The 25,784-nt window shown below is 68.8% G+C and carries 26 protein-coding genes and 4 pseudogenes; 16 read left to right on the plus strand and 14 right to left on the minus strand.

Features of this window, described 5'->3' with window-relative positions; all coding sequences use genetic code 11:
• Positions 1 to 3 precede the first annotated feature (3 nt).
• From aspS to H0I39_RS13690, 8 genes are all read left to right on the plus strand, one after another.
• Complete coding sequence (gene aspS, locus H0I39_RS13655) at positions 4 to 1,794, plus strand: aspartate--tRNA ligase (protein ID WP_180550870.1); 1,791 nt, start codon at positions 4 to 6, stop codon at positions 1,792 to 1,794.
• A 213-nt stretch (positions 1,795 to 2,007) separates the two neighbouring features.
• Positions 2,008 to 2,334 carry an ElaB/YgaM/YqjD family protein gene (locus H0I39_RS13660; RefSeq protein ID WP_180550871.1) on the plus strand — a complete coding sequence of 109 codons (327 nt, stop codon included), beginning with the start codon at positions 2,008 to 2,010 and terminating at the stop codon, positions 2,332 to 2,334.
• Between the two features lie 37 nt (positions 2,335 to 2,371).
• Positions 2,372 to 2,755: a phage holin family protein gene (locus H0I39_RS13665; protein ID WP_180550872.1), complete on the plus strand. Its 384-nt coding sequence runs from the start codon at positions 2,372 to 2,374 to the stop codon at positions 2,753 to 2,755.
• On the plus strand, positions 2,752 to 3,078 hold the full coding sequence (locus tag H0I39_RS13670; RefSeq protein WP_180550873.1) for a YqjK family protein: 327 nt from the start codon (positions 2,752 to 2,754) through the stop codon (positions 3,076 to 3,078). Before H0I39_RS13665 ends, H0I39_RS13670 begins: the two co-directional genes overlap by 4 nt.
• 41 nt (positions 3,079 to 3,119) lie before the next feature.
• Positions 3,120 to 3,605: a dihydroneopterin triphosphate diphosphatase gene (nudB, locus tag H0I39_RS13675; RefSeq protein ID WP_180550874.1), complete on the plus strand. Its 486-nt coding sequence runs from the start codon at positions 3,120 to 3,122 to the stop codon at positions 3,603 to 3,605.
• Entirely contained in the window at positions 3,602 to 4,375 is a 774-nt protein-coding gene (locus H0I39_RS13680) for an endonuclease/exonuclease/phosphatase family protein (protein ID WP_180550875.1), read from the plus strand. The genes nudB and H0I39_RS13680 overlap by 4 nt, the downstream gene beginning before the upstream one ends.
• A 79-nt stretch (positions 4,376 to 4,454) precedes the next feature.
• On the plus strand, positions 4,455 to 5,180 hold the full coding sequence (gene folE, locus H0I39_RS13685; RefSeq protein WP_180550876.1) for a GTP cyclohydrolase I: 726 nt from the start codon (positions 4,455 to 4,457) through the stop codon (positions 5,178 to 5,180).
• Between the two features lie 159 nt (positions 5,181 to 5,339).
• Positions 5,340 to 5,762 (plus strand): BLUF domain-containing protein, encoded by a 423-nt coding sequence (locus H0I39_RS13690; RefSeq protein WP_180550877.1) that lies wholly within the window; start codon positions 5,340 to 5,342, stop codon positions 5,760 to 5,762.
• Between the two features lie 282 nt (positions 5,763 to 6,044).
• Here the strand turns inward: H0I39_RS13690 and H0I39_RS13695 are convergent, their stop codons facing one another.
• On the minus strand, positions 6,045 to 7,745 hold the full coding sequence (locus H0I39_RS13695) for a SulP family inorganic anion transporter (protein WP_180550878.1): 1,701 nt from the start codon (positions 7,743 to 7,745) through the stop codon (positions 6,045 to 6,047).
• Between the two features lie 125 nt (positions 7,746 to 7,870).
• Here H0I39_RS13695 and H0I39_RS13700 point away from each other — a divergent pair, with 125 nt between their 5' ends.
• The gene (locus H0I39_RS13700) at positions 7,871 to 8,497 is read left to right on the plus strand and encodes a DUF4124 domain-containing protein (protein ID WP_180550879.1); all 627 of its coding nucleotides are present in this window, start codon (positions 7,871 to 7,873) and stop codon (positions 8,495 to 8,497) included.
• 33 nt (positions 8,498 to 8,530) lie between these two features.
• Here the strand turns inward: H0I39_RS13700 and H0I39_RS13705 are convergent, their stop codons facing one another.
• From H0I39_RS13705 to H0I39_RS13715, 3 genes and pseudogenes are all read right to left on the minus strand, one after another.
• The gene (locus H0I39_RS13705; RefSeq protein WP_180550880.1) at positions 8,531 to 9,868 is read right to left on the minus strand and encodes a sulfatase family protein; all 1,338 of its coding nucleotides are present in this window, start codon (positions 9,866 to 9,868) and stop codon (positions 8,531 to 8,533) included.
• Between the two features lie 52 nt (positions 9,869 to 9,920).
• On the minus strand, positions 9,921 to 10,919 hold the full coding sequence (locus tag H0I39_RS13710) for a Bug family tripartite tricarboxylate transporter substrate binding protein (RefSeq protein ID WP_180550881.1): 999 nt from the start codon (positions 10,917 to 10,919) through the stop codon (positions 9,921 to 9,923).
• A 132-nt stretch (positions 10,920 to 11,051) separates the two neighbouring features.
• Positions 11,052 to 12,016: pseudogene (locus H0I39_RS13715) on the minus strand (tripartite tricarboxylate transporter substrate-binding protein).
• Between the two features lie 92 nt (positions 12,017 to 12,108).
• Here H0I39_RS13715 and H0I39_RS13720 point away from each other — a divergent pair.
• Positions 12,109 to 12,573, plus strand: a complete 465-nt coding sequence (locus H0I39_RS13720; protein ID WP_180550882.1) for a MarR family winged helix-turn-helix transcriptional regulator — start codon at positions 12,109 to 12,111, stop codon at positions 12,571 to 12,573.
• 290 nt (positions 12,574 to 12,863) lie between these two features.
• Here the strand turns inward: H0I39_RS13720 and H0I39_RS13725 are convergent, their stop codons facing one another.
• Positions 12,864 to 13,241, minus strand: coding sequence for a glycine zipper domain-containing protein (locus H0I39_RS13725; protein WP_180550883.1), 378 nt, complete (start codon positions 13,239 to 13,241; stop codon positions 12,864 to 12,866).
• A gap of 122 nt (positions 13,242 to 13,363) precedes the next feature.
• Positions 13,364 to 14,734 carry a CHASE3 domain-containing protein gene (locus tag H0I39_RS13730; RefSeq protein ID WP_180550884.1) on the minus strand — a complete coding sequence of 457 codons (1,371 nt, stop codon included), beginning with the start codon at positions 14,732 to 14,734 and terminating at the stop codon, positions 13,364 to 13,366.
• Between the two features lie 184 nt (positions 14,735 to 14,918).
• Here H0I39_RS13730 and H0I39_RS13735 point away from each other — a divergent pair, with 184 nt between their 5' ends.
• A complete protein-coding gene (locus H0I39_RS13735) occupies positions 14,919 to 15,551 on the plus strand; it encodes a response regulator (protein ID WP_180550885.1) in 633 nt (210 codons plus the stop codon).
• A gap of 96 nt (positions 15,552 to 15,647) precedes the next feature.
• Here H0I39_RS13735 and H0I39_RS13740 read toward each other — a convergent pair whose 3' ends face one another.
• The 4 genes from H0I39_RS13740 to gpmA all read right to left on the minus strand — a co-directional run bounded on the left by H0I39_RS13740 (position 15,648) and on the right by gpmA (position 19,264).
• Entirely contained in the window at positions 15,648 to 16,019 is a 372-nt protein-coding gene (locus H0I39_RS13740) for a response regulator (RefSeq protein WP_180550886.1), read from the minus strand.
• Between the two features lie 144 nt (positions 16,020 to 16,163).
• The gene (locus H0I39_RS13745; RefSeq protein ID WP_180550887.1) at positions 16,164 to 16,922 is read right to left on the minus strand and encodes a HesA/MoeB/ThiF family protein; all 759 of its coding nucleotides are present in this window, start codon (positions 16,920 to 16,922) and stop codon (positions 16,164 to 16,166) included.
• 37 nt (positions 16,923 to 16,959) lie between these two features.
• On the minus strand, positions 16,960 to 18,393 hold the full coding sequence (locus H0I39_RS13750; RefSeq protein ID WP_180550888.1) for a S41 family peptidase: 1,434 nt from the start codon (positions 18,391 to 18,393) through the stop codon (positions 16,960 to 16,962).
• 127 nt (positions 18,394 to 18,520) lie between these two features.
• The gene (gene gpmA, locus H0I39_RS13755; protein ID WP_180550889.1) at positions 18,521 to 19,264 is read right to left on the minus strand and encodes a 2,3-diphosphoglycerate-dependent phosphoglycerate mutase; all 744 of its coding nucleotides are present in this window, start codon (positions 19,262 to 19,264) and stop codon (positions 18,521 to 18,523) included.
• Between the two features lie 150 nt (positions 19,265 to 19,414).
• Between gpmA and H0I39_RS13760 the strand changes: the two genes are divergently transcribed.
• The 4 genes and pseudogenes from H0I39_RS13760 to H0I39_RS13775 all read left to right on the plus strand — a co-directional run bounded on the left by H0I39_RS13760 (position 19,415) and on the right by H0I39_RS13775 (position 21,732).
• On the plus strand, positions 19,415 to 19,798 hold the full coding sequence (locus tag H0I39_RS13760; RefSeq protein ID WP_257646164.1) for a rhodanese-like domain-containing protein: 384 nt from the start codon (positions 19,415 to 19,417) through the stop codon (positions 19,796 to 19,798).
• Between the two features lie 19 nt (positions 19,799 to 19,817).
• Positions 19,818 to 20,062 (plus strand): annotated as a pseudogene (gene grxC / locus H0I39_RS13765) (glutaredoxin 3).
• A 108-nt stretch (positions 20,063 to 20,170) separates the two neighbouring features.
• A pseudogene (gene secB / locus H0I39_RS13770) lies at positions 20,171 to 20,622 on the plus strand (protein-export chaperone SecB).
• Between the two features lie 45 nt (positions 20,623 to 20,667).
• Complete coding sequence (locus H0I39_RS13775; RefSeq protein WP_180550891.1) at positions 20,668 to 21,732, plus strand: NAD(P)H-dependent glycerol-3-phosphate dehydrogenase; 1,065 nt, start codon at positions 20,668 to 20,670, stop codon at positions 21,730 to 21,732.
• 161 nt (positions 21,733 to 21,893) lie between these two features.
• Here H0I39_RS13775 and panC read toward each other — a convergent pair whose 3' ends face one another.
• The 4 genes and pseudogenes from panC to H0I39_RS13795 all read right to left on the minus strand — a co-directional run bounded on the left by panC (position 21,894) and on the right by H0I39_RS13795 (position 25,163).
• Positions 21,894 to 22,751: a pantoate--beta-alanine ligase gene (gene panC, locus H0I39_RS13780; RefSeq protein ID WP_180550892.1), complete on the minus strand. Its 858-nt coding sequence runs from the start codon at positions 22,749 to 22,751 to the stop codon at positions 21,894 to 21,896.
• A 31-nt stretch (positions 22,752 to 22,782) separates the two neighbouring features.
• A pseudogene (panB, locus tag H0I39_RS13785) lies at positions 22,783 to 23,671 on the minus strand (3-methyl-2-oxobutanoate hydroxymethyltransferase).
• 304 nt (positions 23,672 to 23,975) lie between these two features.
• Positions 23,976 to 24,827, minus strand: a complete 852-nt coding sequence (locus H0I39_RS13790; RefSeq protein WP_180550893.1) for a segregation and condensation protein A — start codon at positions 24,825 to 24,827, stop codon at positions 23,976 to 23,978.
• A 114-nt stretch (positions 24,828 to 24,941) separates the two neighbouring features.
• Positions 24,942 to 25,163, minus strand: a complete 222-nt coding sequence (locus H0I39_RS13795) for a DUF3460 family protein (RefSeq protein WP_180550894.1) — start codon at positions 25,161 to 25,163, stop codon at positions 24,942 to 24,944.
• Positions 25,164 to 25,257: 94 nt separating this feature from the next.
• Here H0I39_RS13795 and H0I39_RS13800 point away from each other — a divergent pair, with 94 nt between their 5' ends.
• Entirely contained in the window at positions 25,258 to 25,779 is a 522-nt protein-coding gene (locus tag H0I39_RS13800) for an outer membrane protein assembly factor BamE (RefSeq protein ID WP_180550895.1), read from the plus strand.
• Positions 25,780 to 25,784 lie beyond the last annotated feature (5 nt).

The following is a 25,784-nucleotide window of genomic DNA, read 5'->3' on the forward strand; positions in this document are numbered from 1 at the left end:
GCCATGTCCATGCGTTCCCATTACTGCGGCCTCGTCACCGAGGCACTGACCGGCCAGACCGTGACCCTGTGCGGCTGGGTCAACCGCCGGCGCGACCACGGCGGCGTGATCTTCGTCGACCTGCGCGACCGCGAGGGCTACGTGCAGGTGGTGTGCGACCCCGACCGCCCCGAGATGTTCAAGATCGCCGAAGACCTGCGCAACGAGTTCTGCGTGCAGATCACCGGCCTGGTGCGCGCGCGGCCCGAGGGCACCACCAACGACAACCTCAAGAGCGGCAAGATCGAGGTGCTGTGCCACGAGCTGACGGTGCTCAACGCCTCGGTCACGCCGCCGTTCCAGCTCGACGACGACAACCTGAGCGAGACCACGCGCCTGACGCACCGCGTGCTCGACCTGCGCCGCCCCTACATGCAGAACAACCTGATGCTGCGCTACCGCGTGGCCATGGAGGCGCGCAAGTTCCTCGACGAGCACGGCTTCATCGACATCGAGACGCCCATGCTCACCAAGAGCACGCCCGAGGGCGCGCGCGACTACCTGGTCCCCAGCCGCGTGCACGACGGCCACTTCTTCGCGCTGCCGCAGTCGCCGCAGCTGTTCAAGCAGTTGCTGATGGTGGCCGGCTACGACCGCTACTACCAGATCACCAAGTGCTTCCGTGACGAAGACCTGCGCGCCGACCGCCAGCCCGAGTTCACGCAGATCGACATCGAGACCTCGTTCCTCGGCGAGCAGGAAATCCGCGACCTGTTCCAGCGCATGATCGCGCACGTCTTCCAGCAGGCGCTGGGCGTGGACCTGGGCGAGTTCCCGGTGATGCCCTTCGCCGAGGCCATGCACCGCTTCGGCTCCGACAAGCCCGATCTGCGCGTCAAGCTCGAATTCACCGAGCTGACCGACTTGATGGCCGACGTCGACTTCAAGGTCTTCAGCGGCCCGGCCAGCACGCCGGGCGGCCGCGTGGTCGCGCTGCGCGTGCCGGGCGGCAGCGAGATGAGCCGCGGCGAGATCGACGGCTTCACCGAGTTCGTCAAGATCTACGGCGCCAAGGGCCTGGCGTGGATCAAGGTCAACGACGTGGCCAAGGGCCGCGACGGCCTGCAGTCGCCCATCGTCAAGAACCTGCACGATGCGGCGATTGCCGAAATCCTCAAGCGCAGCGGCGCGGCCAACGGCGACATCCTGTTCTTCGGCGCCGACAAGGCCAAGGTGGTCAACGACGCCATCGGTGCGCTGCGCCTGAAGATCGGCCACGGCGAGTTTGCGAAGAAGGCCGGCCTGTTCGAGGACCGCTGGGCGCCGCTGTGGGTGGTCGACTTCCCGATGTTCGAGTTCGACGAGGACGAGAACCGCTGGAACGCCATGCACCACCCCTTCACCAGCCCGAAGGATGGCCACGAGGACTACATGGATTCCGACCCCGGCAAGTGCATGGCCAAGGCCTACGACATGGTGCTCAACGGCTGGGAGCTGGGCGGCGGCTCGGTGCGTATCCACCGCGCCGAGGTGCAGAGCAAGGTGTTCTCGGCGCTCAAGATCGGGCCCGAGGAAGCGCAGGCCAAGTTCGGCTTCCTGCTGGATGCGCTGCAGTACGGCGCGCCGCCGCACGGCGGGCTGGCCTTCGGGCTGGACCGCCTGGTCACGCTGATGACCAAGGCCGAGTCGATCCGCGACGTCATCGCCTTCCCCAAGACCCAGCGCGCGCAGTGCCTGCTGACGCAGGCGCCCAGCCCGGTGGACGAGAAGCAGTTGCGCGAACTGCACATCCGCCTGCGCAATCCGGTAGCGTGACATCCCCTGAGCGGCGGACGCCGCTTCACCCTTCTTGCCGCGCGAAGGGGGCAATGCCAGCGGCCGGCGCAGGTCGGTCCGCGGCGTTCGCTGGCCGGCCTGTTCCACGGCCTTCGGACTGCGCGCATGCCTGGATGGGGTGCTTTCGGCGCCGTCCTACGCGGGTGGTCCAAGGCCTCTGTTACGATCATTTTTCATCCACTGGAGAACACCATGTCCTACTCTGACCTGGCCGAATCGGCCTCCGAAACCAAAGAGCAACTCGTCGCCAACCTGCGCCGCGTGGTGTCCGATGCCGAAGACCTGCTGGCCGCCACGGCCGGCCAGACCGACACCAAGATCACCGAGCTGCGCGCCCGCGCCAAGGAAAACCTGCACCTGGCCCGCGAGAAGCTGGCCGACGCCGATGCTGCCCTGCGCGCTCGTGCCCGCCAGGCCGCCGAATACACCGACGAATACGTGCACGACAACCCCTGGTCGTCCATCGGCGCCGCCGCCGCGCTGGGCCTGCTGATCGGCGTGCTGCTGGGTCGCCGTTGACCTGTTCCGAACGCTCGCCACTGCGCCTGATCCCGTCATGAGCCTGCCCTCTGCCGACGCCAGCACCGCCGCGCGCGTGCGCGGCCTGTTTGCCGACGTCATCGAACTGGCGCAGGTCCGCTTCGAGCTGTTCACGGTCGAGGCACGCGACGAGCTGTCGCGCCTGGCCCGCATGGCGGTGATGGGGGCGCTGGCGGTGGTGTTCGTCAGCTTCGGGCTGATCTTTCTGGCCATCTTCCTCACCGTGCTGCTGTGGGATTCGCAGCGCCTGCTGGCGCTGGGCGTGTTCACCACGCTGTTCCTCGGTGGCGGTGCCGTGCTGGCGCTGCTGGCCTGGCAGAAGGCCAGGCAGGGCTTTCGCATGTTCGGCGCCACGCGCGACGAACTGCGGCGCGACCAGGAAAGGCTGCGCGCCTCATGAGCGACGAGCCCGCCGTCGACCTGGCCGTGCGGCGCGAGCAGCTGCGCCTGCGTTCGGCCCAGTTGCGCGAGCAGATTGCGGTGCGCACGGCGGTGTTCCGCCCGGTCTTCCATGCCACCGACCGCGTGCGCGGCGGCGTGCGCAGCGTGCAAAGCGCGCGCAAGAGCCATGCGCTGGCCTTGCTGGCCGGCTCGGCCGTGGTGGGCGCCATACTGGTGCGTCCGCGTGCGGCCATGAACCTGGGGCTGCGCGTGTGGTCGGGCTGGCAGATGTTCAGGCGCGTGCAGCCCCTGGTCAACAGGGTGCTGCGCCAGCTGGGCTGAAGGCGGGCGGCGCCGTCGCGCGGCTGAACGTGGACGCGGCCATGCCCACCACATCCGCTGCCCCGGCGTTCAAGATTCCCGAATCGGTGCTGGTGGTCGTGCACACCGCCGCGCTGAATGTGCTGCTGATCCGCCGCGCCGACACCGCGGCCGACTACTGGCAATCCGTCACCGGCAGCAAGGACCATATCGATGAACCCTTCGCGCAGACCGCCGCGCGCGAGGTGCTGGAGGAAACCGGCATTGACGCGGCCGATGCCGCTTGCACCCTGCACGACTGGGCCATCGAGAACGTGTACGACATCTACCCGCGCTGGCGTCACCGCTACGCACCGGGCGTGACGCGCAACCGCGAGCACGTGTTCGGCCTGTGCGTACCCGAGGGCGTGGCGGTGCGCCTGAACCCGCGCGAGCACACGCAGTTCGCCTGGCTTCCGTGGCGCGCCGCGGCCGACCGCTGCTTCTCGCCCTCGAACGCCGAAGCCTGCCTGCTGCTGCCGCGCTTTGCGGCCGAGGTGTGCGCATGAGCCTGGATTCCACCTTCGGCCCGCACGACGTGCTGCGCGTGGCCACCTACAACATCCACAAGGGCGTGCAGGGCATGGGGCCGGCGCGCCGGCTGGAGATCCACAACCTGGCGCTGGCCATCGAGACGCTGGACGCCGACATCGTGTGCCTGCAGGAGGTGCGCGCCGCCAACCGCAAGGAGGCCAGCTACTTCACCGGCTGGCCCGAGCTGCCGCAGGCCGAGTTCCTGGCGCCCGAAGGCTACGAGGCGGCCTACCGCACCAACGCGGTGACCAAGCACGGCGAGCATGGCAACGCCCTGCTGTCGCGTTGGCCCATCATCGCCTGCAAGCACGAGGACGTGTCGGACCACCGCTTCGAGCAGCGCGGCCTGCTGCATGCCGAGCTGCTGGTGGCCGGTGTCAGCGTGCATGCCATCGTGGTGCATTTCGGCTTGATTCCAGCCAGCCGCGTGCGTCAGACCGCGCGCCTCAAGGCCTACATCGCCCGCGAGGTGCCGCCGGGTGCACCGCTGGTGGTGGCGGGCGATTTCAACGACTGGGGCACGCGTGTGCGAACCTTGCTGAACGTGGATTCGCTGCACGCCTTCGAAGGTCCGCGCACGCTGACCTACCCCTCGCGCCTGCCGGTGGCGCAACTCGACCACATCTATGCCCGCGGCCTGCGCCCGCTGAGCCTGCAGGCGCCACGCGGCCGGGTGTGGAGCCGCATGTCGGACCATCTGCCGCTGATTGCCGAGTTCAACCTGCCCGGCGCGAGTGCTACATAAAAATAGCTGCCTGCGCAATGCGGTCGGCGACAACGGACCGATTCGACTCGGATGCTTTGCTGATACCATCGCTTCGCCCATGAAACCTCAACCTGATCTCCCCGTGGCGCCGAGCGCGGCCGATGACGAGGGCACGCCCGTCTCGGTCAAGATTCGCGAGCGTCTGCAGGCGGCGCGCAAGCGCTTCAACGCCAACGACAACATCTCGGAATTCATCGAACCCGGCGAGCTGGAAAAGCTGCTCGACGAAGTCACGCAGAAGATGGAAGGCGTGCTCGACAGCCTGGTGATCGACACCGCGCGCGACCACAACACCAAGGACACGGCGCGGCGCGTGGCCAAGATGTATGTCAATGAGGTGTTCAAGGGCCGCTACGTCAAGCCGCCGGCGATCACCGAGTTTCCCAACGCCGAACGGCTGAACGAGCTGATGATCGTCGGCCCCATCACCGTGCGTTCGGCCTGCAGCCACCACTTCTGCCCGGTCATCGGCACGCTGTGGATCGGCGTGCTGCCCAACGAGCACACCAACGTCATCGGCCTGTCCAAGTACGCCCGCGTGGCCGAATGGATCATGGGCCGCCCGCAGATCCAGGAAGAGGCGGTGGTGCAGTTGGCCGACCTGATCCAGAACAAGACCAAGCCCGACGGCCTGGCCATCGTGATGGAGGCGACGCACTACTGCGTGGCCTGGCGCGGCGTGAAGGACCTCGACAGCAAGATGATCAACTCGGTCATGCGCGGCGTGTTCCTGAAGGACGCCAACCTGCGGCGCGAATTCCTGTCGCTCATTCCCCGGAAATGAAACACCCCTGAGTCGCTGCGCGCCTTCCTCCAGGGGGACAACGCCAGTGGCCGGCGCAGGTCCGTCCACGGCGTTCGCTGGCGTGGCCTGCTCCGCGGCCGGCTGGCTCTCGGCGTTGGACGTGATTCGACTGGCGCATGGCGCCGTGGAGATTTGAAAATGCTAGTTCGCCTTCTGTACGCCAGCCGCGCCGTCGACGCGTCGCCCGCCGCCATCGAGGCCATCCTCACCTCCGCCCGCCAGCACAACCACGAAAGCGGCATCACCGGCATCCTGGTGTATGGCGGCGGCGTGTTCATGCATGGCATGGAGGGCGGGCGCCAGGCCGTGAGCGACCTGTACGGCACCATCCAGCGAGATGCGCGGCACAAGGACGTGGTGCTGCTGCACTACGAGGAAATCGTGGAGCGCCGCTTCGGCGGCTGGACCATGGGCCTGGTGGATGCCAGCCGCGTCAACGCCAGCGTGCTGCTGAAGTATTCGGAGCGCGCCGTGCTCGACCCGTACAGCGTGTCGGGCAAAGTGTCGCTGGCGCTGCTGGAAGAGCTGATGGCGACGGCGAGCATCGTGGGGCATACCTGAGCGCCGGCTGGGCTTGAAGGCAGATACTCCCTCATAGGATGGCCGCCAGCGCCCGCCAGTTAGGCGCAAAACACACATACTCCCCTGTTTTCCCTTGTCGGCTGATCGGCCGACAGTTCTGTGGGAGCGGGCTTGCCCGCGAGGCAGCGCTTGCTGTGGCGGATGCGCTGCCATCGCGGGCGAGCCCGCTCCCACATCGTTGGTGACTGCATACTCCCTGTTGATGTAGCACCCAGCGCCCGCCAGTCGGGCGCAAGACACGCATACTCCCTGATCTGCCGATCAGATCACCAGCGCCGCCAGATCCGCCGGCTCGGCGCGCTGCTCGTCGGCAATCGCCCGCAGCGCCGCCAGCGCCTCGGCGTCGGTGCGGTAGGTGTGCAGCAGCGGGTGCGGCACCAGCGTGCCGGCGGCCTGCAGCATCTTCTCCACCGGCAGCTTCATGCCGGCCAGGTGCAGCGTCACCCGCCGCTGGTGCAGCTGGCTGACCAGCCGCGCAAAGGCCTCGGCGCCGGTGGCGTCCATGCGGTTGATGGCGTGCGCGAACAGGCACACGTGGCGCGTGTGGGGGTGCGCCGTCAGGTACTCGGTCACGTTGCGCTCGAACTGGCTGGCGGTGGCGAAGTCCAGCCCCGCGTCCATGCGCAGCGCGTAGGTGTGCGGCGCCAGCGCTGGCAGCGCCCACAGCTGGCGGTCGCGCAGGCTGCCGTCGGCGTGCAGGCCGACCTCGATGATGCGCGGGTGCAGCCGCTGGTACAGAAAGTACGACAGTGCCATCAGCACGCCCGACAGCACGCCCCAGTACAGCGCCGGCGCGGCGACGATGGTGATGCCGAAGGTGATGGCGGCGATGACCGCCTCGACGCGCGAGATGTGCCACAGCCGCACGAACTCGCGCGGCTTCAGCAGCCCCACCACCGCCGCCACCACGATGGCCGCCAGCACCGCCTGCGGCACGTGCCGCAGCACCGGCGTGAACACCAGCAGCGCCACCAGCACCACCACCACCGAGAACACCGTGGCCCAGCCGGTTTGCGCGCCGGCGTACAGGTTGAGCGCCGAGCGCGAGAACGACGAGCTGGTGGCGAACGCGCCCGAGAAGCCCGATGCGATCTTGGCCAGCCCCTGGCCTATCAGGTCCTGGTCCTGGTCCCAGCGCTCGCCCTTGCGCTGGCTGTCCACCTTGGCGCTGGCGGCCGTTTCCAGAAAGCTCACCAGCGTGATCACCAGCGTGGGCAGCAGCAGCTGACCCAGCATCTGCCAGCCCGGCCAGCCGGGGATGTAGGCCGCCGGCAGCCCGCCCGGCAGCGGCCCGACCACGGCGCCGCCGCGCGACTCATGGCCCAGGGCCCAGCTCAGCGCCGCCGCCGCCACCACGATGACCAGCACCGTGGGAAAGGTCGGCCGCCAGCGCCGCGCCAGCACCAGCAGCGCCAGCGCCGCCAGCCCGAAAGCGGCGGCCAGCGCGTCGATGGACGGTGCGCTCAGCATCTCGGCCCAGCCGACGCGAAAGCCCAGCAGCGCCGGCAGCTGCGAGCTGATGATGAGCACCGCCGCCGCCTGCGTGAAGGCCATCAGCACCGGCGAATTCACCAGATTCAGCAGCCAGCCGAAGCGCGCCGCGCCCAGCACCACCTGCAGCCCGCCCGACAGCAGCGCCAGCCACACCGCCAGCTCCACCCACTCGGGGCTGGCCGGCGCGGCCAGCGGGCTGAGCGAGGCGTAGATCAGCAGGCTGGTCAGCGCCGTCGGCCCCACCGACAGCCGCGCCGAGGCCGAGAACAGCACCGCCACCAGCGCCGGCAGCATCGAGGCGTAGATGCCCGTCACCAGCGGCATGCCCGCCAGCTGGGCATAGGCCACGCCCTGCGGAATCACCATCAGGCCGACCGTGAGGCCGGCCATCGCCTCGCCCCGCAGCAGGGCGGCCGACGGGCGCGGCCAGCGCAGGAAAGGGAGCATGTGCTGGATGCGGGGCGGCATGGGGCGTGATGGTACGGCAGCGGCGCGCGCGCTCAGGCGCCGGCGCCCGTCGGCGTGCCGGGGGCCGCGGGCGTTGTAGTGAAGTTACGATGCCCCTGCATCGCGCTGAATCCGAAAGGCAACCCATGAACCGCACTGTTCTGCTGGCCGCCCTGCTGAGCTTGCCACTGCTGGCCAGCGCGCAGGCCATCCGCTGCACCGACCCGGCCACCGGCAAGACGCTGTACACCGACCAGCCCTGCCAGGGCGGCCAGCTGGTGGTGCCGCCGCGCACAGCCGAAGAGCAGCGCCGCGACGCCGAAAGCGCCGCCGCCGCGCGCGAGCAGGCCCTGCGGCGCGAAGAGCTGACCCTGCAGCGCGAGCAGCAGCGCCTGGACGCCGCCCGCGTGCAGGAGGCGGCCCGCCCGCCCGCATCGCCGGCCGATTCCGAAGCCTGCCGCGCCGCGCGCGCCGAGGCGGCCTTCCGCGCCGGCAGCTTCTCGGCCAGCGAGGAGGAAATCCGCACCGCGCGCCACAACGCCGCCCTGGCCTGCGGCCAGCCGCCGCCGGCCGACATCGTGGTGGTGCAGCCCTATGCGCCGGTGGCGCCCTATCCGCGCCCGCCGCACCGCTACCCGCGCCCCGGCCATGGCGAGTATTCGCCCGGCTGGGGCGGCGGCCCGTTCGGCATGCCGCGCCCGACGCCACGCCCGCGCTACGAACCCGGCACCGAGCCGATCCCGGCCCAGGTGCGCCCGCCGTCGGCGCGCTGAAACACCGATGCCTGAGCCGTAGCGCGCCACGCGTCAACGCTGCGGCATGTCCTTGGCGCCGTAACCCAGGCTGATGGTGGCATCGGGCGGGATGGCGGGCATGCTGGCGTTCCAGTGCTCCCACGCGTCGCGCAGCGCGGCCAGGCGGGCGGGCTCGCGCGCCGCCAGGTTGGCGCGCTCGCGCTCGTCCTGCGGCAGGTTGAACAGGTAGTCGTGGCCGTCCACGCGCAGGTACTTCCAGTCGCCGTCGCGGTGCGCGCGCTGGCCGCGGTGGTTCATGCGCCAGAACAGCGGGCGGTCGAAGCGCTGCGCCGCATCGCCCAGCACCGGCAGCAGCGTGACGCCGTCGAGCGGGTACTCCGGGTGCGCGGCCACGCTGGCGGCATCGAGCATGGTGGCTGACCAGTCCATCGTTATGCACGGCTGCGCGCTCACGCCGCCGGGGGCGATGCGGGCGGGCCAGTGGGCGATCCAGGGCACGCGGATGCCGCCTTCCGTCAGATCCATCTTGCCGCCCACCAGCGGCCAGTTGTCGGAAAAGCGCTCGCCGCCGTTGTCGCTGGTGAAGACGATCAGCGTGTCGTCCAGCAGGCCCTCGGCGCGCAGCGTGTCGACCAGCTTGCCGATGCCTTCGTCCATGTGGTGGATCATGCGGCGGTAGGTGTGGATGTTGCCGCCGTGCAGGTGGAACAGGTTGTCCTTCAGCTCTTCGGCCAGCGCGGCGTCGTCGCGCGTTTCCCACGGCCAGTGCGGCGCGGTGTAGTGCACGCTGAGGAAAAACGGCGCATCGCCGCGCGCACCCGCCGCCATGCGCTGGATGTAGTCGACCGAGCGGTCGGTGATCAGGTCGGTCAGATAGCCTTCTTCGTGGTGCTCGGCATCGCCCAGGTACAAATCGTGCGTGCCGTTGTTACTGCAGTGGGTGAAGTAGTCGACCCCGCCCGAGATGGGGCCGAAGAATTCCTCGTAGCCTGATTTGAGCGGCCCGAACACCGGCGGATAGCCCAGGTGCCATTTGCCCATCAGCGCCGTGCGGTAGCCGGCGTCCTTCAGCAGCGAGGGCAGGGTGGGGTGCTCGGGCGGCAGGCCCAGGGTGGTGCTGCCCTTGCTTTTGCTGCTGATCGGTTCCTCGGCCGCGCCGCGCAGGCGGTACTGGTAGCGCGCGGTGATGAGGCCGAAGCGCGTGGGCGAGCACACGGGCGAGTTGCTGTAGCCCTGCGTGAACTTGACGCCCGCGGCGGCCAGCCGGTCGAGCACGGGCGAGACGGGGCCGAAGGCGGCATCGCGCCCGCCGTAGCAACCCAGGTCGGCAAAGCCCAGGTCGTCCGCGACGATGTAGATGAAGTTGGGGCGTTTGGGGTTTGTGGTCATTTTGGCCTCCAGCGCCCGTGCATCAAGCGCAAGCAGCTATTGAAATGATAGCTTATTCGACCTTCATGCCAGTGGCCTGGATGACCTTGCCATAGCGCAACGACAGGTCGGCCAGGCGGCGCACGGCGTCGGCGCCGGTCAGGCCTTCGTAGAACAGGTCCAGGTTGGCCAGGCGCTGCTTCACCTCGGGCTGGGCCAGCGCCTCGGCAAAGGCTTTTTCCAGCGTCTGCACCACGGCATCGGGCGTGGCGGCGGGCACCATGGCGATGTAGAGCACTTCCTGCTCCAGGCCCTTGTGGCCGGCCTCGGCCACGGTGGGCACTTCGGGCGCCAGGGTGGAGCGCTGGCGGCTGGTGACGGCCAGCGCCGTGACCTTGCCGGCCTTCACGTGCGGCAGCAGGCCGGGCGTGGCCAGCACGCCGCCGTTGACCTCGCCGCTCAGGATGGCGGTGACGGCGGGCGTGTTGCCCTTGTACGGCACGTGGGTGATCTTCATGCCCGTGGCCTCGTGGAACAGCTCGGCAGCCAGGTGGCCGGGGCTTCCGGCGCCGGCCGAGCTGAAGGTGACGCCCTTGCCCTTGCCGGCGGCCACCAGATCGGCCATGGTCTTGAAGCCGGTGGACGGGTGCGCGCCCACCAGCAGGCCCGACGAGGCCATCACCATGATGGGGCGGAAGTCGGCCGGCTTGAACGGCATGCCCTTGTAGATGTGCGGGTTGACGGTGAAGGTGGTGTCGATGCCGATCAGCACGGTGTAGCCGTCGGGCTTGCTGCGCGCCACCTGGGTGGCGCCGATGTTGCCGGCGGCGCCGGGCTTGTTCTCGACCACCACCGGCTGACTGAAGCGCTTCTGCAGCACGTCGGCCACCGAGCGCGCGATCATGTCCGACGGCCCGCCGGGTGGAAAGTTGTTGACGAAGCTGATCTGCTTGGCCGGGTAGGCCTGCGCGGCGGCGGCACCGGCCAGCAGGGCCAGGCCGGCGGCCACCACGGCGCGGCAGGCGGCGGGGGCGAAGCGGGTGGAGAAGAGAGGGCGGGAAGCGAAGGTCATGGCGTTGCAGGTTGCTTTGGTTTTATAGTGGCTTGCGCCCGTCCACGATTGATTTCAAGAGAAAAGTGTATGAAATGTAGGTGTGACGGGCGCAAACAGCTCATGTTTTCATAGTGATCGGCGCATGCCCCGTCACGGCTGGTAGCCCGACTGGCGCACCACCGGCGCCCATTGCGCGCGGTAGGTTTTCAGCATGGTCGCCGTCTGCGCCGCCGTACTGGCCACGGGGGTCATCCTGGCGTCGACGAACTTGTGCTGCAGGTCGGGCTCGCTCATCACCTCGCGGATGGCGGTGGACAGGCGCTGCACCTGCGCCGCCGGCATGGCGGCGGGGGCGAAGAAGGCGTTCCAGCCCGTGGCCACCAGGTCCAGGCCGGATTCCTTGTACGTCGGGATGTCCTTGGCGAATTGCGAGCGCTTGGCGCCCGAGCTGGCCAGGATGCGGATCTTGCCGCCCTCGTGCTGCGGCAGCAGGGTGTCGAAGGTGTCGAAGGCCACCGGCAGTTGGCCGCCGATGAGATCGCTGATCAGCGGCGCCGAGCCGCGGTAGCCCACCACCTGCGCCTTCACCGCGGCCTTCTCGCCCGTCATCAGCGCAAAGAAATGCGGCAGGCTGCCGGTGGCCGGCACGCCGAAGTTGGCCTGCGCCGGGTTGACGCGCAGCCAGGCCAGCAGGTGCGACAGCTCCTTGACCGGCACGGCCGAGGCCACGGCCAGGCCGAATTCGTACTCGGTCACCTGCGACACGGGCTGGAAGTCCTTGTCGGGGTCGTAGCCGGCGTCTTTGAACACCAGCGGCGCCACCACCATGATGGCCGGGTTGGCAGCAGCAGCACGTTCTGGTTGGCGGGCGCGTTCCTCAGCTGCTGCGCCGCCAGGCGGCCGCCGGCGCCGGTGCGGTTCTCCACCAGCACGGTCTGGCCCAGCCTGGGGCCCAGGCGGTCGGCCACCAGGCGCGCGGCCCGGTCGCTGGAGCCGCCGGCGGCGTAGGGCACGACGATGCGCAGCGGCGCGTCGGCGGACTGGGCGTGAACGTTGCCCGCCGCGCTGGCCAGGGCGGCGGCGCTGGCGGCCAGCAGCAGGTGTCTGCGGTGCATGGGGTATCTCCTCGTCTTTTCCGGCAACAGGGTGGCACTCTAGGTCGTGCGCGCCGAATTGACAAAATCAACTGTTCTCAGGATTTACCCGCATGCCGACGAACCGCTTGACCCAGCCCAAATCCCTGGACGACATGCTGCTGTACGTGCTGTGGCAGCTGCAGGCGGCGGCGCGCCGGCCGGTGGTGCGCCTGTGCGAGGCGGAGTTCGGCATCACGCGGCGCGAATGGCGCATGCTGGCGCAGCTGGCGGATTCGGAGGGCATGCCCTCGTCGGCGCTGGCCGAGCGCGCGGCGCTGGACCGGGCGCAGACCTCGCGCGCCGTGAGCGCGCTGGTGCAGAAAGGCCTGGTGGTGCGCACGCCGCGCCCCGGCAACCGGCGCGAGGTGCTGCTGCACCTGACCGAGCGCGGCCGCGCGCTTTACGCCGCGCTGCTGCCGCGCGTGGCGGCCATCAACCAGGAGCTGCTGTCGGTGCTGAGCGAAACCGAGGTGGCCACGCTGGACGCGCTGGTGCAGCGCCTGCGCGCGCAGGCCGAGCGCATGGTGGAAGACTGAAGTGCGCTGGGCTTTTTGCGCGAATGTGCTTTCAAGAATGACAAATGACTTCGCTGCGCTTCAATGACAAAGAAGACGTTCGGCATCGGTCATGCGGCGGCAGCCCGCGGTTAGTTTCATCGTTCTGAAGGCAAAACGGTATCAGGGTGGTTTTCGGCTTCGGCCCAATGGTGGCAGGCGCTGGTAGCTATATTAAACATAGCTATCGTCCCTTGCCCGGTGCATGAAAAACCCCGCCGGTCTGCATCGGCGGGGCCTGTGGGGCGGGGGCGCGTCAAGCGCGCCGCGCATCAGCGGCGGCGGCGGCCCATCAGCAGCGCCAGCGCGGCGCCGGCCGCGGCGGCCATGGCCATGGACTTGAGCGGCTGCTCGGACACGTAGGCGCTGGTGCGGTCGGTCACGTCGTGCAGCTTGTCGCGCGCCTGGGCCGAGGTCTCGGCGGCGGCGGCCTTGCCGCGGGCGGCCATGTCGTGCACGCGGGCCGACACGGCGTCGATGGCGGGTTGCACGTCCTCGCGCAGGCTGCGCACCTTGGCATCGGCCTTGTCCAGCGCCTCGTTGGCGTACAGGCGGGCGGATTCGACCGTGCGCTCGGCCTTGTCGGCCACTTTGTCGGTGGCGTTCTGTGCGCTGTCGGCGATCTTGTCGACGGCTTGGTGCGTGTTCATTCAGACTTCCTTTCGTGGCGCCCGTGGCGACCGGAGGTGGTGGGACAAAGCGCTTGGCGGCGGTGGCTGGCGCCGTGGCCTGAAGCGTGGGTCAAGCATACGCCACGCAGGGCCGGGGCGCATCAGCGGGCCGCGTCGGGCGGTGTCAGCGGGGCCGGCGATGCCTTGTAGGAATCGGCCGACATGGCGCTGACGGCCGCGGCCAGCTCCTGCTGCTGCTTGGCGCTGCGGCGCGGGATGGTGCCCGACACGCGCGAGCCCCGGCCCGGCTGCGAGTTGACGTCGAGCCGGCCGCCGCTGGCCTCCACCCGGTGGCGCATGCCCACCAGACCGTGCGAGCTCTGCGGCAGGTCGGCCGGGTCGAAGCCCACGCCGTCGTCGGTCACCGACACCTCGGCGTGGTAGACGTAGTTCTTCAGGTTCACGTGCACCTTGTTGGCCTTGGCGTACTTGCCGATGTTGGTCAGCGCCTCCTGCACCAGGCGGTAGATCGTGAGTTCGCTGTTGGCGTCCAGGTCCACCGGCTCCAGCGCCGTCACCACCTCGATGCCCGAGCGGTCGGCGAACTCGCGCGTGAGGATTTCCAGCGATGCGACCAGGCCCAGGTTGGAGAGCGACGAAGGCCGCAGGTCCTCGATGATGCGGCGCTTGAGCGCGATGCCCTGGTTGAGCGTTTCGGTCAGGTGCTGCAGGCGCTCGGTCACGTCGACGGCGTCCTTGGGCAGCTTGGACTTGACGCGCGCCACGTTCAGCTTGGCGGCGGTCAGCAGCGCGCCCAGTTCGTCGTGCAGTTCCCGCGCCAAGTGGGCGCGCTCGTCCTCGACGGCTTGCTGCAGGTAGTTGGCCAGCTCGGTCAGGCGTGCAGTGCGCTCGCGCACCTGCGATTCGAGCGCATCGCGTTCGGCTTCCAGCAACTGCTTCTGGCGGCTGTCGGCTTCGCGCAGCGCGCGGGTCTGGTTGACGTACAGGAAGAAGGCGAAGAAAGCCGCCAGCACGCCCGCCGCCAGCCCGAAGCGCGACACGTTGAGCAGCCGGAACACCTCGGCCCGCTTGGTGGCCACGATGGCCTCGGCCTGGGCGATCAGCGCATCGGCCTGCAGGCTGAAAGCGCGCATCTGCTCCAGCCCGACGTTGGAGGTGACCACGAAGTTGACCACCTCGGGCCGGTCTTCCTGCCGCATGCGCACCGTGAGCGCCATCTCGCCGATCTTCTGCGACAGCAGGTTGCGAAAGCTCAGCATGGCGTCCGAATCCAGCACCTCGCGCGGTGCCCGGGTGTTGAGCTGCTTCAGTAGGCCGTCGATGCTTTCCAGCGCCGCGGTGTAGGGCTCAAGGTAGGCGCGATCGCCGGTCAGGGCGTAGCCGCGCTGGTTCGATTCGGCCTCCACCAGACGTCGCACCAGCATGTTGACGGTGGCGCGCGCCGCATGGCCCTGCTGGATCTCCAGCAGCGTCTGCGTGGCGCGCCGGTGCGTGTCCTCGTTCAGCCACATGATCGCCAGCGCGCACAGCGCGGCGATGATGAGCGTGGCGCGCAGCGACAGCGGGTTGCGGGGCGCGCGCTGTCGCGCGCCGGGGCGGGGGCAAGGGTCACTTCAGGCATGTCGCGGGGCCACTAGAATCGGCAATTGCCCCGCCGCGCCTGGCCGGGCCTTCAATCAGTTGGAAAGGCACGCTGTGATCAGAATCGGTATTGTGGATGACCACGCCATCGTGCGGTCGGGGCTCAAGCAGTTCTTCTCGGAGCACGTGGATCTGCGGGTTGCCGGCGAAGCCGCCAGCGGGCGCGAAGCCATCGACCTGGTGCGCACCACCGAGCTGGACGTGCTGGTGATGGACCTGTCGATGCCCGGGCAGAGCGGCATCGACGCGCTGGCCATGATCCGCGCCAAGGCGCCGGACGTGGGCATCCTGATCCTCTCGGGCTACCCCGAGGAGCACTACGCCATGAACCTGATCCGCCAGGGCGCGAGCGGCTACCTGAACAAGGAGTGCGACCCGAGCGAGATCGTCGAGGCGATCCGCACCATCGCGCTGGGCAAGCGCTACATCACGCCCTCGGTGGCCGAACTGCTGGCCCAGCAACTGGGGCGCAAGGGCGATGCGGCACCGCACGAGCAGCTGTCGGAGCGCGAGTTTCAGGTGTTCCTCAAGCTGGCCAAGGGGCAGACGGCGGGCGACATCGCCGAGTCGCTGTCGCTGTCGGTGAAGACGGTGAGCACCTACCGCACGCGCCTGATGGAGAAGATGGGCCTGAGCTCGAACAGCGACCTGACCTACTACGCGCTGAAGAACAAGCTGATCGATTGATCGGCGCGCCGTGGCGCAGCAGGGGCTGCGCCGGCGACGAAAAAGCCGCCTCGGGGCGGCTTTTTCGTGCGGACGGCTGCGATGGCGCGGAGCCCATCAATCGGTTCCCTTCATTTCCAGGCAGAAGTCGATCAGGGCCTCGATGTCGTTGGATTTGTCGAACACCGCGTCCACGCCCAGCTGGTGGCAGCGCACGCGGATGTCCGGCGTGGCGTAGTTGGTGAGCACGACCACCTTCTGGTCCGGGTTGCGTTCGCGGGTGGCCTGCAGCACACCCAGCCCGCTGCCCTGCTTGAGAAACAGGTCGACGATGGCCAGGTCCCACTGGCTGGTGTGGTTGACCAGCCATTCGCTGCCCTGGTGCTCGGTTTCGGCGTAGCCGACCGGAGCCACCCCACCGAGTTCCTCCAGCGTGGCGATGAGGTTCTCTCGGATGGTGGGGTTGTCTTCGACGAAATAGGCTCGCACTGCAGGGGGCCGGACATGGCTGTGGTCAAGGTGGCTGGTGAAAATCCTTCGAACCGTGGCGCGAGGGAAATACTTGACCAGAGTCTACGGGGACACGGTCTTCGGCCGTGACAGTGTGCAGACTGCCACCGTGTAGGAGCCCGCCTACACCTTGGGTGGGGTGCTACAAACCTGGCAGTCCGGCTGCCGCTGCACCCGCACTTCGGTCCACTCCATGCGGCGGCTGTCGAGCATCAGCAGGCGCCCCACCAGCGGCTGGCCGATGCCGCACAACAGCTTGAGCGCCTCGGCCGCCTGCACCGTGCCGATCAGGCCCACCAGCGGCGCGAACACGCCCATGGTGGCGCAGCGCACTTCCTCGACGGTGTGCGACGGCGGAAACACGCAGGCGTAGCAGGGCGAGTCGGCCTGGCGCAGGTCGTACACCGAGACCTGCCCGTCAAAGCCGATGGCCGCGCCGGCCACCAGCGGCTTGCGGGCGGCCACGCAGGCGCGATTGAGGGCCTGGCGGGTGGCAAAGTTGTCGGTGCAGTCCAGCACCACGTCGGCCTCGGCCACCAGTGGCCGCAGCAGTGCCTCGTCGGCGCGCTGCGCCACGGTGTGGACCTGCACATCGGGGTTGATGGCGGCGATGGCGGCACGCGCCGATTCCACCTTGGGCTGGCCCACGCGCGCCTCGGTGTGCGCGATCTGGCGCTGCAGGTTGGTCAGGTCGACGGTGTCGTCGTCCACCAGCGTGATGCGGCCGACGCCCGCGCTGGCCAGATACAGCGCCACCGGCGAGCCCAGCCCGCCGGCGCCGATGACGAGCGCATGCTCCGCCAGCAGCTTCTCCTGCCCCTCGACACCGATGTCGTCGAGCAGGATGTGGCGTGAATAGCGCAGCAGTTGCCGGTCGTCCATCGGCGCTGTAGCCTGCCGCGCCGGGGCGCGGCAGGCCTTATTCCGTCTTGGTGTCGTCCTTGCGCTCGACCAGGGTCTTGCTGACCTTGACCGGCTGGCCCTTGAGCTTGGCCAGCGCCTGCTGCAGCGGGAAGTCCTTGTCGCTGCCGTACTCGGGCGGACGGCGCTCGGCGGCGGGCTTGCGCGATTCTTCTTCCAGGCGCTTGAGGGCGGCCTCGCGCTCCTTCTCGACGGCGGGGTCCTTCTTCTCGGCCTCGCCGCCGCTCAGGTGCTTCTCCAGGTCGGCTTCGCGCATGCGCAGCACGGCGAACGGGCTGCCCTCGGCGGTGTCGTCGACCATGATGTCGGGCACGATGCCCTTGGCCTGGATGGTGTGGCCGTTGGGCGTGTAGTAGCGGGCGGTGGTGATCTTCAGCGCCGTGTCCGGGCCGAGCGGGCGCACGGTCTGCACCGAACCCTTGCCGAAGGTCTGGCTGCCCATGATGGTGGCGCGCTTGTGGTCCTGCAGCGCGCCGGCCACGATCTCGCTGGCCGAGGCCGAGCCTTCGTTGACCAGCACCACCATCGGCACCGACTTGACGGCCGCGGGCAGGCGCTTGAGCGGATCGGCGCCGCGGCGGCGCAGATAGTCCTCGGGCACGGCCTTGTAGATCGACTTGCTTTCCTCGATCTGGCCGTTGGTGGACACCACGGTCACGCCCTCGGGCAGGAAGGCGGCCGACACGGCCACGGCGGCGTCGAGCAGGCCGCCCGGATCGTTGCGCAGGTCCAGCACCAGACCCTTCAGGCCGGGCTCGCGTTTGTAGATGTCCTCGAGCTTGGTGACGAAGTCCTCCACGGTGCGCTCCTGGAACTGCGACAGGCGCAGCCAGGCGTAGCCCGGCTCGACCACCTTGCTCTTTACCGACTGGGTGCGGATTTCCTCGCGAACGATGGTGACCGGGAAGCTGCGGTTCTCGTCGCGGCGCAGGATGGTGAGGATGACCTTGGTGCCCGGCTCGCCGCGCATGCGCTTGACGGCTTCGTTCAGCGACAGGCCCTTGACGGCGGTGTCGTCCACCTTGGTGATCAGGTCGCCCGGTTTGAGGCCGGCGCGGTCGGCGGGCGAGCCCTCGATGGGCGACACCACGCGGATCAGACCGTCTTCCTGCGTGATCTCGATGCCCACGCCGACGAACCTGCCGGTGGTGCCTTCGCGGAATTCCTTGAAGCTTTTCTTGTCGAAATACTGCGAATGCGGATCGAGACTGGCCACCATGCCCGAGATGGCGTCGGTGATCAGTTTCTTCTCATCCACCGGCTCGACGTAGTCGGACTTGATCATGCCGAACACGGCGGCGAGCTGCTGCAGCTCTTCGAGCGGCAGCGGCGCCAGCGTGCCGCGCGCCACGGTCTGCAGCGACACGGTGGTCAGCGCGCCGGCCAGCGCACCCACGGCAATCCATCCGGCGATCTTGGTTTTCTGGCTCATGTTCAGGAACGTCCTCAAGGCTTGCGCCCAATATAAACCTTGGCAACTGCTTTCGGTTGCGACCGCACCGCGAAGTTCCGTGCCAAACGGGTCATTGCGCCGGCTTTACGTGGGTCCGGGTGGCCTGTCAGGCCTTGCCTTGGCTGGCCACCGCCGCGGCGGCCTTGGCCGCGGCCTCGGCGTCGCCCAGGTAGTAGCTGCGGATCGGCTTCAGTCCGGCGTCCAACTCGTACACCAGCGGGATGCCGTTGGGGATGTTCAGCTCCACGATGTCCGTCTCGGAGATGTTGTCGAGGTACTTGACCAGCGCCCGGATCGAGTTGCCGTGCGCCGACACCACGATGCGCTTGCCGGCCAGGATGGCGGGCGCCATGGATTCGTTCCAGAACGGCAGTACGCGCGCCACGGTGTCCTTCAGGCACTCGGTCAGCGGCACCTCGCCGGGCTGCAGCCTGGCGTAGCGTGGGTCGCCGCGTTCGCTGCGCGGATCGGTCGGCTCCAGCGCGGGCGGCGGCGTGTCGTAGCTGCGGCGCCACACCAGCACCTGCGCGTCGCCGTGCTTCTGGGCGGTTTCGGCCTTGTTCAGGCCCTGCAGGGCGCCGTAGTGGCGCTCGTTCAGGCGCCAGTGCTTGACGGTGGGCAGCCACAGGCGGTCCATCTCGTCCAGCGCCAGGTGCAGGGTGCGGATGGCGCGCGTCAGCACGCTGGTGTAGGCGACGTCGAAATCGTAGCCCTCGGCCTTCAGCAGGCGGCCGGCCTGCTTGGCTTGCTCGACGCCGGTGGGGGTCAGGTCCACGTCGGTCCAGCCGGTGAAGCGGTTTTCGAGGTTCCAGGTGGATTCGCCGTGGCGGATCAGAACGAGCTTGTACATCGGGAGGCAGCCAGTAAGAAGTCAATAACCGCCGGCTGGGCGGGCGCAAACCCATCATTTTAGAATCCCCGCCTGATCGGGGCGCGCTGGCGCCTCTCACTGACGCATTCAAGAAGGATATTGATCGTGGATTTCGTGCTGGCGAACTGGATGTTGATCGCGGTGGCCCTGGTGTCGGGCGGCATGCTGCTGATGCCGATGCTGACCGGCGGCGGGGGTGCGGGGCTGACCCCGGCGGCCGCGGTGCAACTCATCAACCGCGAGAAGGCGGTGGTCATCGACGTGTGCGAGCCGGCCGAATACCAGGCCGGCCACGTGGGCGGCGCCAGGAGCATTCCGCTGGGCGAATTGGAGGCCAAACTGCCCGGCGCCGTGAAGAACAAGGCTACGCCGCTGGTGCTGGTGTGTGCTTCGGGCATGCGCTCGGGCCGCGCGGTGGCCATCGCCAGGAAACTGGGTTACGACAACGCCCAGTCGCTGTCCGGCGGCCTGAAGAGCTGGCGCGAGGCCAGCCTGCCGATCGAGAAGGCCTGAAACCATGCAAAAAGTGAAGATGTACGCCACCGGCACCTGCCCCTACTGCATCCGTGCCAAGCAAATCCTGCAGGCCAAGGGGTGCAGATCGACGAGATCCGCGTCGACCTCGACCCGGCCCAGCGCCAGACCATGATGGACATCACCGGCCGCCGCACCGTGCCGCAGATCTTCATCGGCGACACGCACGTGGGCGGCCACGATGACCTGGTGGCGCTGGATCAACGCGGCGGGCTCGATCCGCTGCTGGCCGGCCAGGCCTGACCGGCGCCCCGGGCGTGTCACGCCCGCCTGAGATAATGACCGTAAGGCAGCGCGCCCAAGGGCCGCTGCCCGTCTTTTTCATCCATCCTTTCCCTTAGCGAGAACCTCATGGCCGACACCGATCCCGTGTTCAACATCCAGCGCGTCTACCTGAAAGAGGCCTCGCTGGAGCAGCCCAATTCGCCCGCCATCCTGCTGGAGCAGGAGCAGCCGGCCGTCGAGATCAACCTGGGCGTGAACGCCGAGAACGTGGCCGAGGGCGTGTTCGAGATCACCGTCACCGCCACCGTGCAGACCAAGATCCAGGACAAGACCGTGTTCCTGTGCGAGTGCAAGCAGGCCGGTATCTTCGAGATCCGCAACATCCCCGAAGACCAGATGGGGGCGTCATCGGCATCGCCTGCCCGCAGATCGTCTACCCCTACCTGCGCGGCAACGTGGCCGACCTGATCCAGCGCGGCGGCTTTCCGCCCGTGCACCTGGCCGAGATCAACTTCCAGTCGATGTACGAGCAGCAGAACGCCGCCCAGGCCGACGCCTCGCCGATCGTCACGCAGTAAGCATCGAATAGGCCTCCAGCGCCCGTCCAGCAAGCGCGAGCAGCTATGAAAATCATAGTTATCGGTGCCGGCGCCTGGGGCACGGCGCTGGCCGTCAGCGCGGCGCGCAACCCGGCCGGGCACCATGTGGTGCTGTGGGCGCGCGACGGGGCGCAGGCCGAGGCCATGGACGACACGCGCGAGAACGCGCGCTACCTGCCGGGCATTCCGCTGCCGCGCGAGTTGAACGTGCGTGGCGGCGACGTGGGCACCCTGATGCAGGCGGTGCCGCAGGCCGACCTGATCATCGTCGCCACCCCTGTCGCGGGCCTGCGCCCCACGCTGGCGCTGCTGCGCGAGGTGCGCGTGCCCATCGGCTGGCTGTGCAAGGGCTTCGAGCCGGCGCAGAACCCGCAGGCACCCAACCCCTTCGGGCTGATGCCGCACGAAATCCAGGCCCAGGTGGCGCCCGCGCTGCAGGCCGGTGCGCTCAGCGGGCCCAGCTTCGCGCAGGAAGTGGCGCGCGGCCAGCCCACCGCGCTTGTGGCCGCCAGCCGCCAGCCGCACGTGCGCCAGGCGCTGGTCGACGGCTTTCACGGCCCCACGCTGCGGGTGTACGGCAATGAGGACTTGACCGGCGTGGAAGTGGGCGGCGCGGTGAAGAACGTGCTGGCCATTGCCACCGGCCTGGCCGATGGCCTGAACCTGGGGCTGAACGCACGTGCCGCCCTCATCACCCGCGGTCTGGCCGAAACGGCGCGTCTGGGCGGGGCGCTGGGCGCGCAGGCCGAGACCTTCATGGGCCTCTCGGGCCTGGGCGACCTGGTGCTGACGGCCACGGGCGATTTGAGCCGCAACCGCCGCGTCGGCCTGCTGCTGGCCGAGGGCCAGACGCTGGACGAGGCCGTGCAGTCGCTCGGTCACGTGGCCGAGGGCGTGTACAGCGCCCGCACCGTGCTGCAGCGCGCGCGCCATCTGGGCGTGGAGATGCCGATCACCGAATGCGTGGTGGCGCTGCTGGACGGGCAGCTGAAGCCCGTGGAGGCCGTGGCCGCGCTGATGGGGCGCGATCCGAAGGGGAACTGCTGTGAGCGGATGGGTGCAGCATACTCCCTGGTTGATGCCCTGTAGCGCCCGGATTCAGGGCGCTAGGTAGGCATACTCCACTGTACTCTCTGTGGGAGCGGGCTTGCCCGCGATGTAGCGCCGCTACTGTGGCGAGGCCCCATCGCGGGCAAGCCCGCTCCCACAAGGCAGCCAGACTCGAAGTCCCGTCCGCCACGCGCCGGCCTTCAGATCTCCAGGTTGTCGATCAGCCGCGTGCCGCCCAGGCGCGCCGCGCCCAGCGCCACCAAGTCACCGCTGCCATCGCCCGCCTGCGGCGGCAGCAGGTCGGCGCGGCGGCGCACCGTGAGGTAGTCGGGCAGCCAGCCGCGTGCGGCCAGCGCCTGCATCGCCGCCGCTTCCAGCGCCGGCAGTTGCGCGGGCAGGGCGTGCGCGGCGGCCAGGGCGTCGCGCGACAGGGCGCGCAGCGCCAGTGACAGCTGCAAGGCCTCGGCGCGCTCGGCCTCGCTCAGGTAACTGTTGCGCGAGCTGAGCGCCAGGCCATCGGCGCTGCGCTCGGTGCCGTGGCCGACGATCTCGATGGGCAGCGCGAACTGCTGCACCATGCGGCGGATCACCATCAGCTGCTGGTAGTCCTTCTTGCCGAAAACGCCGAAGCCGTGCGGCTTGCCGGCGAACACGGCCATGAAGAGTTTCATCACCACGGTGGCCACGCCGGTGAAGAAGCCGGGGCGGAACTCGCCCTCCAGCAGGTCGGCCAGCGCTGGGTCGGGCAGCACCTTGAAGGTCTGCGGCTCGGGGTACAGGTCGCGCTCGCGCGGGGCGAACAGCAGGTCGCAGCCGGCCTCGCGCAGTTTGGCGCAGTCGGCCTCGAAGGTGCGCGGGTAGCTGTCGAAATCCTCGTGCGGCAGAAACTGCAGCCGGTTGACGAAGATGCTGGCCACGGTGGCATCGCCCAGCGGGCGGGCCTGTTCGACCAGCGCCAGGTGGCCGGCGTGCAGGTTGCCCATGGTGGGCACGAAGGCGGGGCGCTGCGCGTGCCGCAGGGCGTGGCGCAGTTCGGGAAGGGTGTGGACGATGTGCATGGTGGGTGGGCGGATCAATGGGGGCGGCGGCTTACCAGGCGTGCAGGGCGTCGTCGGGAAGCTGCCGTCCTTCACCGCCCGCACATAGGCCTCGATGGCGGCCTTCACGCTGCCGCTGCCGTCCATGAAGTTGCGCACGAACTTCGGGTTCTTGCCCAGGTTCACGCCCAGCATGTCGTGCATCACCAGCACCTGCCCGGCGGTGCCCTTGCCGGCACCGATGCCGATGGTGGCGCAGCGCGGCAGCTCCTGCGTCAGCTGCGCCGAGAGCAGGGCGGGCACCATTTCCAGCACCAGCATGGCGGCGCCGGCGTCCTGCAGTTCCAGCGCGTGCTGGCGCAGCGTCTGCGCCGCCTCGTCGCCCCGGCCCTGCACGCGGTAGCCGCCCAGCGCGTGCACGGTCTGCGGCGTCAGGCCCAGGTGCGCGCACACGGGAATGCCGCGCTCGACCAGGAAGCGCACCGTCGGCGCCGTCCAGCCGCCGCCTTCCAGCTTGACCATGTGCGCGCCCGCCTGCATCAGCGTGGTGGCGCTGCGCAGCGCCTGCTCGGGCGATTCGTGGTAGCTGCCGAAGGGCAGGTCGGCGATCAGCCAAGCCGTGCCCTGCACACGGTGCAGCCCGCGCGAGACGCTCTCGGTGTGGTAACGCATGGCCTCCAGCGTCACGCCCACGGTGGAGGGCAGCCCCTGGCACACCATGCCCAGCGAATCACCCACCAGCAGGCATTCCACCCCGCCGCATCGGCCACGGCGGCAAAGGTGGCGTCGTAGGCGGTCAGCATGGTGATCTTCTCGCCGTCGGCGCGCAGCTGTGCCAGCCGCGGCAGGCTGACCGGCTTGCGCTGCGGCAGCGGCGATGCGGGCGGCAGCGTGCCGTAGGGCGAGCCGGGCGATGGGGTGGAGGACGATGGTGTGGTCATGCGGTGGCGCTCCGTCAGGCAAACAAACGCGCCGAGTCTATGCGCAAGCTGCACAGCCGCTGGAACGGCCTTGTGGGAGCGGGCTTGCCCGCGATAAGCGCCTTGCCCCCAGTCGTCGCTGCATCGCGGGCAAGCCCGCTCCCACATCCTTGGCGGTGGCGCGCGCCACCATCTGGCGGCCGCGGAGCAGGCCATGCGGGGCACCCGCGGAAGGGCTTGGCCCGCCCGCTGGGTGCGTCCCCTTCCCCGCCGCGCAGCGGCAAGAGAGAAGGGGAAGCGGCGTCAGCCGCTCAGGGGATGCCTCTTAATTCGGTGTGAACGCCAGCCGCACGTAAATCGGCGCATAGGCCTCGGCCTGGGTGATCTCCACCAGGTTCTCCTTGGCCAGTTCCAGCAGTGCGATCAGCGTGACCACCAGCACGGGCACGCCCTTGGCGGGGTCGAACAGGTCCTCGAACGGCGCGAAGCGGCGGCCCTGCAGCTTTTTCAGCACGATGGACATGTGCTCGCGCACGCTCAGTTCCTCGCGGCTGATCCTGTGGTGCTGCACCAGCTTGGCGCGCCGCAGGATGTCGGCCCAGGCCGATTGCAGATCGGCCAGTTCCACGTCGGGAAAGCGCGGCTTCAGCGCCTGCTCGACGTACACCTGCGCCTTCAGGAAGTCGCGGCCGTACTGCGGCACTTCCGACAGGTGCGTGGCGGCCAGTTTCATCTGCTCGTATTCGAGCAGGCGGCGCACCAGCTCGGCGCGCGGGTCTTCGGGCTCCTCGCCCTCGGCCGTCTTCTTGGGCGGCAGCAGCATGCGCGACTTGATCTCGATGAGCATCGCCGCCATCAGCAGGTATTCGGCCGCCAACTCCAGGTTCCGGCTGCGAATTTCGTCGACATAGCTCAGGTACTGGCGCGTCACGTTCGCCATCGGAATGTCGAGGATGTTGAAGTTCTGCTTGCGGATCAGGTACAGCAGCAGGTCCAGCGGGCCTTCGAAGGCCTCGAGGAACACCTCCAGCGCGTCGGGCGGGATGTACAGGTCGGTCGGCAGCGCGAACAGCGGCTCGCCGTACAGGCGCGCCACGGCCACGTGGTCCACCACCTCGGGCAGCGGCGCCTGCGCCGGGCCTTCGGCCAGCAGCTGATCGGGGTCGGCAACCGACATGGAATGCTATCTAAATATGAGCTATCAGCGCTTGCGGGATAAGCGCTGGAGGCCGATTTGGCTTGTGATCAATGGCAGGTCAGTGGCGGGCGCTCGGGGCGAGCGCCGGCGCGCTCAGTCCTGCGTCGGCGCGGTCTGGTAGACGTAGGGCGCCTGCTTCACGCGGCCGGCCTTGAATTCGGCCTGCAGCTCGCGGTCGATCTGCTTGTCCCACAGCAGGGCGCGGCCCTGGCGCTGCTGCAGGTCGAGCTCCGGGCGCGACTGCTTGAGGTCGTCCAGGAACTGCGTGACCTCGGAACGGTAGTGCGGGCGCTGGAAGATGCGGGCGAGCGACATAAACTTGGGATTCCTTTGTGGGACTGGTCCGACGGCGCACACAGCGCGTGCGGCGTTACAACACAGTTTTCATTCATTTTACCGGGCACCACCTATGACGCTCCGTTTCGACCGACTTCGCACCCTGGGCCTGGGCGGCCTGCTGGGCAGCGCCCTCTGGCTGGCCGCCTGCGACCCGCAGGCCATCAAGGAGCTGGAGGAGGGCGTGGCCACCGAGGCCGACGTGGTGCAGCGCTTCGGCCAGCCCGAGCGCGTGTGGCCCGAGGCCGGCGGCGCCAAGACCTTCGAATACAACCGCCAGCCCGAGGGCCTGCGCAACTACATGATCACCATCGGCCCCGATGGCCGCATGAGCGCGCTGCGCCAGGTGCTGACGCCTGACAACTTCCGCCGTGTTCAGCCGGGCATGGGGGTGGAAGACGTGCGCCGCATGCTGGGCAAGCCGGCCAAGCAGGTGCCCTACCAGCTGCAGAACCAGATCGTGTGGACCTGGAAGTTCCTGGAGCAGCCGAACGAGACGCGCGGCTTCAACGTGGTCTTCAGCCCGGATTACCGCGTGATCCGCACCGAGGTGGGGCCCGACCCGGACGGCCCCGACATGCGCGGCGGCGGCTGAACGGC

It is taken from the genome of Ottowia beijingensis (assembly GCF_013423955.1).
Taxonomy (GTDB): Bacteria; Pseudomonadota; Gammaproteobacteria; order Burkholderiales; family Burkholderiaceae_C; genus Ottowia; species Ottowia beijingensis.